Genomic DNA, 12,552 nt, shown 5'->3' on the forward strand with positions numbered 1-12,552 from the left:
AGAGGAGTTGGGGGAAATGGCGAAGCAGGATCAATCACATTCCATGATGGAAGATGGCGCTTTAGACGCGGTTCCAGCAGATAAACGACAGCATTGGATTACGCCGACGATGATTTTCGGCGGATTGGAATTTTCAATTCCGGTATTGATGGTAGGAGCGACGCTTGCCGGATCATTCGGCATGTCGCAGATTTTCTGGATCTTGCTCGTTGCACTTTTTGTTTTTCAATGGCTTGGCAACGCAGTATCAGGCTTTATCGGCGCAAAGACAGGCCGTTCTTCCTCGGTGATTACAAGAGCGAGTTTCGGCTCGGTTCAGGCCCGCCTCATTGTGGGATTGACCATTTTCATCGTATCGCTTGGCTGGTGGGCGTTGCAGACAGCTGTAGCCGGAAATGCCATCTCAGCGATGCTTGGCATCGATTACGAAACAAATTACGGCACTTGGGCCATCATCACGGTCGTTATCGGATTGTTATTTGCGATTCCTTCCATCATCGGCTACGGTTCGATGAAGTGGACGGACTATATCGCCGTGCCGGCTGGCCTGTTACTGGTAATCGGAGGAATTGTCCTGGCGTTCCGCAATACCGGATTTGAAGCCATCATGGAATGGCAGCCGGAACCGAGCATGACAATTTTTGCAGCAATCTCTTTGATTATCGGGGTCAACGTTTCCCAGTGGGTTATCGCTTCTGACTATACCCGCTACGCAAAGCCGAAAATGAAAGATACGGTATTGATTCCGCTTGGCATCATCGGCGTCGGATTCCCATTATTTTACGTAGGTGCTGTCATGTCGGTCGGCGTCGGTGACGCAGATATCGTCAATGTCATGATGGGACTTGGTTTTCCGGTCTGGGGCTTCTTGATCCTATGGTTCGCGACATGGACTAGCCAGCTCGTCAACAACTACAGCATGGGTCTGGCGATGGCAAATATGTTCAATGTCGCATCGAACAAAGGGCGTGCTATCCTGACGCTGATCGGAACATTGATCGCCATCGTTATCGCCCTTGCCGGAATCCTGGATTACTTTATGGACTTCCTGTACATGACCGCGTTGATTTATCCGGCAATTGCCGGCGTCATGATGGCCGATTTCTTCTTTATCCGCAAGCAGCAATGGGAAGATAACGAAGGCTGGAACTGGATGGCGACAATCGGCATCGTTGCCGGCGTCCTAGTCGGCTATTACTCGCAATACGTCAATACTTTCGGGCTCCCGGCCGTTCAGTCGCTGCTCGCTTCCATGGTCGTTTACTATGTCGCGATGAAAATCAAAGCAGCCGTCAAGCCGGACCATTTCACAGCGGTCATGGTTGACGGCAAAGTGAAAGACAATGTAGAGACAGAACCTGTTCAATAAACAATGAAGAGAAACGAAACCCCGCTTGCGGCAGAAATATCTGCCGCAAGCGGGGTTTTTATCTTTATTGTTTGACGTCAAAAAGTGCATTAAACGCTTCGCTCATCACCGGATGATTGTAGATTTGGTCCCGCAGGAATGTATACGGCGCATCCAAATCCATCGCCAGTTTCACAAGGTTGATGAGTTCTGGAGATTCCGGCCCGAATAAGCTCGCTCCCAAAATGCGGTCGGTTTTTTGATCGATCACCACTTTGAACAAGCCGCGCAAATCATTGATGACATGCGCCCGCGGATGGGCTTTGATCGGCAGTGTGCCTTCCAGTATATCAAAGCCTTGTTCTTCCGCTTCTTTCGCTGTTAGACCGACCCTTGAAAGTGGCGGGTCGATAAAGACGGAGTAAGGAATGTTATTGCGGCTGTCGAGTGAGCGGTTGCCGCCGCCGAACAAGGCATCCATGACAATGCGCGAATCGTCCAAGGAGATGTACGTAAACTGCATGCCGCCTTTCACGTCACCCATCGCCCAGATATTTTCCGCTGTTGTTTGAAGATGCTCATTCACTTCGATGTCGCCGTTATCGGTCAGTTTTACCGCTGTATTTTCAAGGCCAAGCCCCTCGACATTCGGTTTCCGGCCCGTCGCGAGAAGCACAGCATTTGCCGTTAAGCTTTCTCCGTCCGACAAAGTCACGGTGACGGAATCGCTGTTTTGTTCGATAATTTCTTCTGCGTGGGAACCGAAAACAAAACGGATACCTTGCGCTTCCATCTCTTTCTGGATTTCGGCAACGATATCCCGGTCTTCATGCGGCAGCAGTTCATCTTCCGGAGTGATGACGGTGACTTCTGCACCGAAATTAGTGTACATCGACGCGTATTCAAGCCCGATATAACCGGCACCGACAATCGCCAGTTTTTTAGGCAGCTGTTTCAGTTCAATCAGCGTGGTGCTGGTATAGACTTTATCCGACGTGTTGACGCCTTTGATTGGCGGGATGTTGCTAGTGGCACCCGTGTTAATGAAAATGTGTTCGGCAGTCAACACTTCCTGCAGCCCGTCGCCCGTGATTTCCACTTCTTTATCGGAAAGGAATTTCGCAGCCGCGGTGAAAATCGTAACGTTTTCATTGTCTGCTAGGCTTTTGTGATTTTTGGCCCGCAGCTTTTCCACCACTTCGTTTTTCCGTTCAATCGCATCCGTATAAGGAATTTCATTCAAGCCGTCATGGACGAGGATTTTCGTCGGGATGCAGGCGATATTGATGCACGTGCCGCCGTACATCTCCGGATCTTTCTCAACAAGCGCGACTTTCCAGTCTTTAGCGGCAAGTTCCCCGGCCAATGTCTTGCCAGCTTTCCCGAACCCGATAATGATCGCATCAAAAGTTTGCATAAATCTTCACCTTTCTTTATTTCAATTAAGAACTTATATAAATTGCCTCACTTTCTTATCTTCCCTCAATGGTTTTGCCTAAACAGGGAGAAAATGTCCAAATAAAAACACTTGGACGGAATCCAAGTGTTTTTCTCTACTAATATGTACAAAATGATTAAGCGTTCTTTTTACCAAGCTCCAGCTTTTTCTGTTCCAACGCAATCTTACCGCGCTCCAGCTGGATTTTCGCCAAATTGAGCTTTGCTTTTGTGTTGATGTCGAAGCCGACCAGCACGAGGAAACCAAGGCCCAGTACAGCAATCAACGCAAACATGCCGATTTCCATTTAATCACTCCTTTATCCTTAGAGACGGAAAAGTTTTAAGGACTCCTTTTCCATAATACGGAACAGAAGGTGAAGGGTTTCACGATTTTATTAAAATAAGCCTCGGAAACAGCTCATATTTCAGTGCAGAATCGTATTTTTGCCACTACTGGTCGTATTTTCAGGACTACTGGTCGTATTTCGTCCGTAACTGGTCGTATTTTCAGGTTTACTGGTCGTATTTGCCGCCGCTGCAATAAAATCAATGAAAGATAACCAGCCAAACAAAAAAGCGCTTGGAAATCCAAGCGCTCTTTAAACCGTGATCAATGAAACGCAGCCATCACTTCAGCTACCAGATATGCGGCAAGCTTCGTCGTTTTGCCGTTTTCATCGATTGTCGGATTGACTTCGGAAATATCAAAGCTGTGCACTTTTTTGTTGGCGACAATATGCCACAACAATTGGCGCACGACGACCGGTTCGAGCCCGAATGGGGAAGCGTCGACAATGCTCGGCGCATAAAAGGACGATAGCGATTCCATGCAAAAAGTGACGAGTACATGGTCATAATTCTTACAGAACGCATCAATGACGTTTTGCGTGCTTTGCAAGTCGCGCAGCGCCAAATCTTCGGCAAGGACGAACTGTGCGCCGAGCTGTTCCGCTTTGTTGAAAATCGCCCGCGTGTTGCCGAGCGGCTGGACGCCAAGGACGAGATAGCCGGCATTGCTGTCGGTTTCCAGAATCTGTTTGAATACGGTGCGGGAATCCGGGCGTTCCGCATCCTGCAAATCGAAATACGCATCAATGCTGATGATGCCGATTTTCGCATCCGGGCCGAGAAAGCGCCGCGCGCCCCAATAATGGCCGTACGTTGTTTCATGCCCGCCGCCTAAAATGATGGGCGTTGCGGAGCGGCCCAGCAAATTGCTGATGTGTTCACCCAGTTCTCTCTGGGCTTTTTCCATATCGCCGCCTTTTTGCATCACCGTGCCGGCATCGACAAGCTGTCGGCCGCCTAAGTGATCGGGAAGGTCCGCCAGATGGCTGCGGATTTGATCCGGTGCTTCTGCGGCTCCCGTTTGTCCGCCGCTGCGCTTAGCTCCTTCATCGCATTCAAAGCCGATGATGGAAAAAGAACGTTCGGGAACTTCATCGCTGCATAAGAGTTCAACGCTCTGATGGAAGCGGAAACTGGCCCGGTCTGTCCGGCTGTCAATATGTCCGTGCCAAAAATGCCTTTTCGGTAATTTATACAAACCTAACACCTCGAGTTAATGGAATGAAAAACATAATACTCTCATTGTAATGAATTTCGGAGCAGAATGCACAATAACAGCGAAATATAAAGCAGAAAAACAAGAAACAGGGTTTGACCTTTTTCACGGAATCTTCCTATAATGAGTCATTGTACAATTAACAAGGACCGGGAGGCATCAGACAACATGGCAAAAGTAATTAAAGGAACCGGCTTTTCAAGCGTCAGCCGGCAGGAAATCGAGATACTGGAAGACCATCTTTTCTGCATAAACGAAGACGGCTTTATTGCCCAGCGCATTTCCCCGAAACAAGAGGAATACGAAGAAGTGCTGCAGCAAGCGCGCAAAGAAGAGCAGCTGATTGAACTTGAAGAAGGCCAATACTTGCTTCCGGGCTTTATTGATCTCCACATCCATGCACCGCAATGGGCGCAGAGCGGTACGGCACTCGATTTGCCGCTGTATGAATGGCTCAATGCCCATACCTTCCCATTGGAAGCGAAGTTTTCGGACACAGCTTTTGCGCACAAAACCTATCATCATTTGGTGGATACCTTGCTGGCAAGCGGCACAACAACCGCTCTTTACTTTGCGACGATCCATGAAGAAGCAAGTTATATCCTGGCACAGATCTGCGCGGAGAAAGGGCAGCGCGGACTAATCGGGAAAGTGGTGATGGACGACCCTGAGCAAAATCCGGACTATTACCGCGATGCCAGTGCTGAAGAGGCGTTGGCAGGCACAGAGCGTTTCATCAAACGAGTGAAAGAACTGAACGCCGGTACCAAGCAAGGCGTCTATCCGGTAGTGACGCCGCGTTTTGTGCCGAGCTGCACGGACAGCGTGCTGGAAGGCCTCGGCAAAATTGCTGAAGCGCATGACGTCCACGTCACTTCACATTGCAGCGAAAGCGATTGGGCGCACGACCATGTAAAAGAACGCTTCGGCATAAACGATGCCCAAGTCTTGAAAGGCTTCGGTTTGTTGACCGACAAAGCGGTGATGGCGCATTCCAATTTCCTGAGCGACGAAGATGCCAGGACTTATCAAGAACAAGGAACAGCGATTGCCCATTGCCCGGTGTCCAACGCCTATTTTGCCAATAGCGTTATCCCGATTAAGCATTTCTCGGACATGGGCGTGGAAGTCGGGCTTGGCACCGATTTGTCCGGCGGCTTTGATCCGAGTGTCTATTCAGCGATCCGACAAGCCGTCATGTCTTCCCGCATGCTGGAAGACGGCGTCGATCCGCAAAAAGATGCGTCATCCCGCGGCCGGGCCCATTCCCGCATCACTGTTAAAGAAGCGTTTTATTTTGCTACAGCGGGAGGCGGCGAAAGCGTCAGCCTTCCCATTGGCCGGCTGGCGAAAGGGTACGCCTTTGATGCGCAAATCGTCGACACGGGGATAGAAGATGCCTCGATGCCGATTTTCGACGGAATGGATACACTGGATGACATTTTCGAAAAGCTGCTGTATTTGACGCAGCGCCGGAACATTGTCTCAGTATTCGTGCATGGACAACAAGTAAAATAATCAAACCACAAAAGAACCCTTCCAAGCATTTAACGCTTGGAAGGGTTCTTCTTCAGTTATTATTCTTTCTCCGTCACGAACGTAATCACTGCAAACAACAAGAACGCGAACAGCAATAACGAACCGCCGGCGATGAATAAAATCGTCACCAAGGTATCGTTCCAGTTGAACGGATTCAAGTTGTAAATCCACATGCCGGCACTTAAGCCGAAAGCGCCAAGCATGGCGAGCACACTGTGGATGGCGACCAGTTTTTTATACTTGATGGTATAAACCCGGTAAAAAATGCCCCAGGCAAAAACCGACAGCCAGCCGACGACCAGGATATGGGCGTGGACGGGGCGCAGGGAATAGTCCATTTCGCCGGCCATTTGAGAGCCGAGGAACGTGCCGATCAAGCCGAAAATGGCCGAGAATTGAATCAAACGCAAACTCCAAACTTTTTCCATTGAATAAATCCTCCAATTTCTTATCGTATTGCTTCCGGCACCGGGAAGGTGATGGTGAATTCGCTACCTGTGCCGACTTGGCTATCCACCCGGATGTCTCCGTGGTGCAGCGACACAATCTGCTGGACGATGGCCAGGCCAAGTCCGGTGCCGTCTGTTTTGCGGGCGGCATCGACCCGGTAAAAGCGGTCGAATAGTTGCGGGATGGCAGCTTCCGCGATGCCGATGCCGCTGTCTTTAAACATAACAGCAACTGCTCCATCCGAAGCATTCAATCCGATTTCAATGCTGCCGCCAGGTTTATTATACTTGATGGCGTTCGTCAGCAGGTTGTCCCAGACATTTTCGAGCAGTTCCGGATCGCCGCGGAAAACGGCCGGCGACAGCTTATAGGAAATGTCGATGTCTTCTTCTTCCAGCCGCCAGCGGTATTTTCGGACGACGCTTTTTAAGCTTTCATCGAGCCGGAACTCAGCCGTTTTCATCGGGTACGCGCCTTGGTCGAGCGACGTCAACAGCAGCAATTGGCGCGTCAGACTCGACAGCCGCTTTGCTTCCTGGTCGATGATCGACGTATAGGCCAGGCGGTCGCTGTCCGGCAAATCCGGCGATTTCAACAGGTCGGCGTAGCCTTGGATATTCATCAGCGGCGACTGGAAATCATGCGATACATTGCTGATGAACGATTTCCGTGCCAAGTCGTTATGCTGCAGCTGGATCTGCATCAAGTTGAAGCTTTCCGATAGCTGGCCAATTTCGTCATTGCGCTGGATTTCGAGCGGATAGCTATAGTTTTCACGGGCGATGTATTTCGTCGCTTCTGTCAGCTGGACAATCGGGCGCGTCAGCTGGCGGGCCATCCACACCATGCCGAGAATGCTGACGACGCCGATTGCCCCGACAAAGCCGATCAACACGGAATGGATATCCGTCGCAAGCAGCTTGGTATCCGGCCGGATAAACAGCCCGTAACGCTCACCGTCATACGTGAACGGCACGCCGACCGTATTGTGCAGCTTGTTGGTAAAATGGGCAATCATGAAAATCTGGTTCGAAAAATCATCCAGGCCGGTATAGCGTTCGCCGTTACTTATGGCGCGCTGCGCTTCTTCTGGCAGCGTGGTGTCTTCAAACGCTTCACCGTAAAACTTTTTTCGGCCATCGCTGTCGACTACCGCAATCTGATAGCCGAGATTGGCGACAGCTTCCAAGTAGTGGTCGAAGTTGTTGTCAGAATGGGGAACCATGTTCAGAGTCGCGGTGATTTCCTCGGCGATGCCGATATTCTGTTTGATGGTATCTTCTTTCGTAACACTCAAATAGAAAACGTTGGCCAGCGTAAAGCCGATCAAAATGGAAAGCGCTAAAATGAACAGCGTGGCAACGATAAACTGCCGGTACAAGGTTTTCATTTAGGCGCCTCAAGTTTATAGCCGATGCCGCGCAGCGTATGAATTTCAACATTCGCCCCGTAGCGTTTCAGGCGGTCGCGGATGCGGTTGATATGGGTATTCAGCGTCATTTCGCTGCTTTCGTTGTCTTCGCCCCAGACATGCTCCAGCAGCAAAGAGCGGGGCGTCGCCATATTCGCCCGCGATGCCAACAGCGACAGCAATTCAAACTCCTTTAGCGGCAAGATCAAGGTTTCATTGTTAATCGCCACTTCGAAATTCGGGCGGTTGATCGACAAATTGCCGGCGTGCAGGATTTCCTGGATTGAACGCTCGAACCGCCGCAGCACCACCGCCACCCGGAATAAGAGTTCCTTCGGCTCGAACGGCTTGACCATATAATCTTCCGTTCCCGACAAAAAGCCTTTTTCCTTGTCTTCCAACTGGCCTTTCGCGGTTAGCAGAATCACCGGGACATCGAGGTCCTGCGTCAAGAGGCGAGTCAGTTCAAAGCCGTCCATGCCGGGCATCATGACATCGACAATCGCCAAATCAACGGTTTCTTCTTCAAGCAGCATCAGCGCCTGTTCCGCGTCACTGGCTTTGAACACGGTATAGCCTTCCCGTCCAAGGTGGATGGCCACGAGCTGCTGAATATAGAAATCGTCATCTACGACGAGTATTTTCATGCGAATTCCTCCCCATCGCTTGGAAAGCCCGGCACATCAGAGGCCGGGCTTTCAGCTACCTTTATTATGCCGGGTTTCTTAATCTTTTTCAAAAAACAAAATCAGCGCCGGCAGCAGCATGCCGCGCACCAGGAACGTATCGATCAAAATGCCGATCGACACCATAAAGCCGAAAATGAATAAATCGGCAATCGGCATGGTGGTGAGTGCCGCAAACGTCGCTGCCAGAATGATGCCGGCAGAAGAAATCACGCCACCGGTATGGCTGATGGCAATTTCAAGCGCGTCTTTCACTTTCCGCGAACGCCGCTCTTCCATAAAGCGCGAAATCAGGATGATGTTGTAGTCGATGCCAAGCGCCACCAGGAACACGAACGCATAGACCGGCACCCGCGTACTGATCGCTTCAAAGCTGAACAATACATCAATGAGGAAAATCCCAAGGCCAAGCGCCGAAAGGTAAGAGAATAAAATTGTCGCCATCATGTAAATCGGCATTTTCCAGGAACGCGTCAATGCGAACAGCAGCACGAGAATCAATAAAGTTTCCAGTATGACAATCTTGTAAATGTCCTGATTGTTGACGTCCCGTTCATCAACGAGTTTCGGGGTGATGCCGCCGAAATGCGTTTCGCCGTCAATCGCTGCTTGTTCAAGCAATGCCCCGCTGTCATCCCGCAATTGCTTCACGAAATCCAAAGCTTCGGTGGAATACGGATTGATCGACAACGCCAAGTTGAATTCCAATGCCTGGCCGTCATCGGTGCAGTTGGACAAACGCGCAGAAGCGATTTCATCGTAAGACGCAAGCTGCTCGGAAAGATCAATCGCCGCTTGTTCGGCAATCGGCTCATCGCTGACGACCAATAGAGAAGAAGGGGCGATGTCGCCTTTCTCGAATTTCTCTTCGACGATTTCATAGCCGACTCGGGAAGGCATATCGTCCGGGAAAGATTTTACCGTATCAAATTCAAAGTCGAGGTTCAGCACGTTGAGCGCTGACACCAGCATCAAAATGGCCACAAGCCCGCCGGAAAGAAGTGGCTTGTTAACGACGAATTTTGCCACCGGTCCCCAGATGCCGTGTTTCACATTTTTCGCATCGCCGTATTTCGGCACTTTCGGCCAGAACGCCTTGCGCCCGAATAAGGTGAACAGCGCCGGAATCAGTGTGATCGACGCAATCATGATGACGAACACCGCCATGCCGAACGTCGGGGCGAAGTTCGCGTAGTCGCGGAAATCCGCAAAGAACAGCACGAGCATCGCCGCCAGCACCGTACCGCCGGCAAAGAAAACCGGTTCGCCGGTCGCACGCATGGCGTATTTCATCGCTTCGTATTTGCTTTCATAATGGTTCAGTTCCTCGCGGTAGCGGGAGAACACGAACAGCGAGTAATCGATGACCGCCGCGAACAATAAAATACTCATGATCGAAGTGGTCTGGCTGGTCAGTTCCAAGCCGCCGGCACCCATAAAGGCGAGAGCCTGGTTGACCACTTGATAGACGATGCCGGTCGCAAGCAGCGGGATGATCGCGAGCAGCGGTGAGCGGTAAATGACGATCAGCAGCACTAAGATAATCAAGACGGTCGCAATCAATAAGACAAAGTCCGCTTGTTCGAACAGCTTCACGGTGTCACCGGCAATGCCGGCAGGTCCCGTGATGTAGAACTGCATGCTGTCAAAATCGGCGGCGATGCCGCGTCCGATTTCGGAAGCTTCGTCGTTGATCTCGGCGAAGTCAGCGCTTCCAAGGCCGGCTTCCAAGGTCATTGGCACGATCATCGTGGTTTTGTCTTCGGAGTAAAAGCCTTGAAGGGCAGGCGGCGGCAATTGGCTGATGTCGACGATCGAGTCGACGCCTTCAATATCGGCGGCCGCAATGCCAGCCATGATTTCCTGGACTTCTGCCAGGTTCACTTCGCCTTCGTCGTTATGGAAGACAAGGATGCCGGGCGTCCCTTGGTCGTCCGGGAAATACTCTTTCAGTTTCTGGTCCGCGATGATCGACTGGGCGTCATCGGGCAGCGACTGGAAGTTGGCCACTTTGTAATCGTTCAGTGTCGGCCCGAACGTGAGACCAATCGCCAGGACAATCCAGGCGATGATGGTGATCCACATGCCGCGTTTTGTGGAGACCCAGTCGGTGATCGGGTTCAGTAGTTTGTTCATGTATGCCACTCCTCATTCGAATTTAAGTATCGTAACCACATCATCATAGCGGACGAATATAAATTGAATATCAATTTTTGATGGCGGGGAGTTGAACAGTATTCAGGATTTGGCGTAGCCGAAGAATTCGCTTCAGGTGGACGCTTTCCGCGGGGTGGTCCGCAAGCCTCCTCGGCCTATGGCCTGCGGGGTCTCGCTTGGACCACTGAACCCGCAGGAGTCGCCACCTTCCGCTCTTTCTTCTGATATTACTCTCAAATGAGGTGAATTCAGTATGCCAGTATCATTAAATTTTATTATATATCAGAAAATTCGGAAGTGTTATAATGCAGAGTAAGTAGAATATTTGATGTGGAGAAAAGCATGTTTAAATGAAGGGAGAGGGTTGGATGGAGCTTGAGAAAGTGTTGTTTGTGGTGCTGGACGAGTATGCGGATTGGGAAGCGGCGTCTTTGGCTGCGGCGCTAAATGAGAAGCCGGAGCAGGGCGAGCAGAAGTATGAAGTGAAGACGGTATCGCTCAGCAAGGAGCCGGTGAGTTCGATCGGCGGGTTCCGTACGGTGGCGGATTATACAGTGGATGAAGTGGGCGACGATTTTGCGGGACTGGTGCTGATCGGCGGCAACTCGTGGCGTAAAGAAGAAAGCAAAGCGGTTCAGAAGCTGGTGCAAAAAGCGCTGGATGGCAATAAAGTCTTAGGCGCAATTTGCGATGCCACGGTCTTTCTTGGGATGAACGGCGTCTTGAATCATATCCGGCATACGAGCAATCATTTGCCTGAACTGCAGGACGCGGCGGGTGAGAATTATACGAATGAAGCGCGCTACGTGGAGCAGCAGGCAGTGCGCGATGGCAATATCATCACTGCCAACGGCTCTGCATATCTGGAGTTCGGAAAAGAAGTGATGACGGCACTCGAGTCAGCGCCGCAGCCGGAAATTGATGAGTGGTATGAGTTTTTTAAGAGCGGCTATTATGAGTTTATCAAAAATCGATAAGGAATTGGCTGGATCAAAGTAAGCCGCCCAGTTTTAGAACAAGCAATAGCACCTCAATTCGTCCGGTTTTGAAAAACCAAACATTGCGAATCGGGGTGCTTTTTTATGTATCTCTCTTAACTAAGTAATTTTGCTGCAAACTGGATTCAATTCAAATTTAAAAGATTCATCATTTGTAGGAGGTGGTTGATGAATGAAAAAATCTTTCTTTTCGATAGCAGGCGGTTTAATTACAGGACTGATTTTAGCGTTTATCTTTTTTGATTACCAAACGATCAAGAACGAGCATATCGGGTTAGGCGGAGTTGACCGCATGGTAAAAGACATGGATTTTGAATTTGTTTTTAATGCTTCGTTACTGGTGATCGGAATGTCCACCATCATTTATTTGATTTGGAGCTGGATAGATAAAAAGAAAGAGGAGAAGTTTTTGAAGAACTATACCAATAGCAGAAAGCGAGACAATTAAAATGACAGTTAAAGCATTTTCCCATCGGATGCTTTTTTCTTGGACTTATTTGCAGCTCTCTATTGATTGACGATTCGATTTATTTAAAATAGAATATGAGCATATACTAATATATACATATAGTAGAACGAAAATAGTGAATCAGGAAATGAGGCGGAACCGATGGAACCATACAAAGAAAATGTAGCGCTAAAAAGCAGCAACGATTTGGACGAGGAAACTTTATTTGTCGTATCGCAGACGTTCAAGGCATTGGGCGATCCGACGAGAATCCGGATCCTCAATTTGCTGTTTGAAGGGGAATATGCCGTCAATGATATTGCGGAGACGCTGCAGCTGAAACAGTCCACGGTATCGCATCAGCTCCGGTTCCTGAAAAATCTGCGCTTGGTGAAATTCCGGAGAGAAGGCACGACGTTGTTTTATTCCCATGACGATGATCATGTGATGAGTGTGCTGAAGATGGCCATCGAACATGCCTGCCATAATTGATCCGGCAGGTGATTGAAGA

The 12,552-nt window shown here is 49.9% G+C and carries 12 protein-coding genes; 5 read left to right on the forward strand and 7 right to left on the reverse strand.

What is annotated here, in order from left to right; genetic code table 11:
* The first annotated feature begins 16 nt into the window (after positions 1-16).
* On the forward strand, positions 17-1,369 hold the full coding sequence (locus ACSFXN_RS14770) for a purine-cytosine permease family protein (protein WP_437150838.1): 1,353 nt from the start codon (positions 17-19) through the stop codon (positions 1,367-1,369).
* Positions 1,370-1,433: 64 nt separating this feature from the next.
* On the opposite strand, the gene ACSFXN_RS14775 is transcribed toward ACSFXN_RS14770, so the two are convergent.
* The 3 genes from ACSFXN_RS14775 to hutG all read right to left on the reverse strand — a co-directional run bounded on the left by ACSFXN_RS14775 (position 1,434) and on the right by hutG (position 4,334).
* Positions 1,434-2,765 carry an FAD-containing oxidoreductase gene (locus ACSFXN_RS14775; protein WP_437150839.1) on the reverse strand — a complete coding sequence of 444 codons (1,332 nt, stop codon included), beginning with the start codon at positions 2,763-2,765 and terminating at the stop codon, positions 1,434-1,436.
* A gap of 157 nt (positions 2,766-2,922) precedes the next feature.
* Positions 2,923-3,093: a hypothetical protein gene (locus ACSFXN_RS14780; protein WP_437150840.1), complete on the reverse strand. Its 171-nt coding sequence runs from the start codon at positions 3,091-3,093 to the stop codon at positions 2,923-2,925.
* Positions 3,094-3,398: 305 nt separating this feature from the next.
* Entirely contained in the window at positions 3,399-4,334 is a 936-nt protein-coding gene (gene hutG, locus ACSFXN_RS14785) for a formimidoylglutamase (RefSeq protein WP_437150841.1), read from the reverse strand.
* Positions 4,335-4,520: 186 nt separating this feature from the next.
* Here hutG and guaD point away from each other — a divergent pair, with 186 nt between their 5' ends.
* A complete protein-coding gene (gene guaD, locus ACSFXN_RS14790) occupies positions 4,521-5,870 on the forward strand; it encodes a guanine deaminase (RefSeq protein ID WP_437150842.1) in 1,350 nt (449 codons plus the stop codon).
* Positions 5,871-5,929: 59 nt separating this feature from the next.
* Here the strand turns inward: guaD and ACSFXN_RS14795 are convergent, their stop codons facing one another.
* The 4 genes from ACSFXN_RS14795 to ACSFXN_RS14810 all read right to left on the reverse strand — a co-directional run bounded on the left by ACSFXN_RS14795 (position 5,930) and on the right by ACSFXN_RS14810 (position 10,574).
* Positions 5,930-6,319, reverse strand: a complete 390-nt coding sequence (locus ACSFXN_RS14795; protein WP_300991474.1) for a hypothetical protein — start codon at positions 6,317-6,319, stop codon at positions 5,930-5,932.
* A gap of 20 nt (positions 6,320-6,339) precedes the next feature.
* Positions 6,340-7,731 carry a sensor histidine kinase gene (locus tag ACSFXN_RS14800; RefSeq protein WP_437150843.1) on the reverse strand — a complete coding sequence of 464 codons (1,392 nt, stop codon included), beginning with the start codon at positions 7,729-7,731 and terminating at the stop codon, positions 6,340-6,342.
* On the reverse strand, positions 7,728-8,399 hold the full coding sequence (locus ACSFXN_RS14805) for a response regulator transcription factor (RefSeq protein ID WP_437150844.1): 672 nt from the start codon (positions 8,397-8,399) through the stop codon (positions 7,728-7,730). The genes ACSFXN_RS14800 and ACSFXN_RS14805 overlap by 4 nt, the downstream gene beginning before the upstream one ends.
* A 78-nt stretch (positions 8,400-8,477) precedes the next feature.
* Positions 8,478-10,574 carry an MMPL family transporter gene (locus ACSFXN_RS14810; RefSeq protein ID WP_437150845.1) on the reverse strand — a complete coding sequence of 699 codons (2,097 nt, stop codon included), beginning with the start codon at positions 10,572-10,574 and terminating at the stop codon, positions 8,478-8,480.
* 389 nt (positions 10,575-10,963) lie between these two features.
* Between ACSFXN_RS14810 and ACSFXN_RS14815 the strand changes: the two genes are divergently transcribed.
* The 3 genes from ACSFXN_RS14815 (at position 10,964) to ACSFXN_RS14825 (ending at position 12,533) form a co-directional block, all read left to right on the forward strand.
* Positions 10,964-11,572, forward strand: a complete 609-nt coding sequence (locus tag ACSFXN_RS14815) for a type 1 glutamine amidotransferase family protein (protein ID WP_437150846.1) — start codon at positions 10,964-10,966, stop codon at positions 11,570-11,572.
* 193 nt (positions 11,573-11,765) lie between these two features.
* Positions 11,766-12,041, forward strand: a complete 276-nt coding sequence (locus ACSFXN_RS14820) for a hypothetical protein (RefSeq protein WP_437150847.1) — start codon at positions 11,766-11,768, stop codon at positions 12,039-12,041.
* Between the two features lie 162 nt (positions 12,042-12,203).
* Positions 12,204-12,533 (forward strand): ArsR/SmtB family transcription factor, encoded by a 330-nt coding sequence (locus ACSFXN_RS14825; protein WP_437150848.1) that lies wholly within the window; start codon positions 12,204-12,206, stop codon positions 12,531-12,533.
* The last annotated feature ends 19 nt before the right edge of the window (positions 12,534-12,552 follow it).

The sequence above is a fragment of the Planococcus sp. 1R117A genome (assembly GCF_051417975.1).
In the GTDB taxonomy this organism is placed as follows: Bacteria; Bacillota; Bacilli; order Bacillales_A; family Planococcaceae; genus Planococcus; species Planococcus shenhongbingii.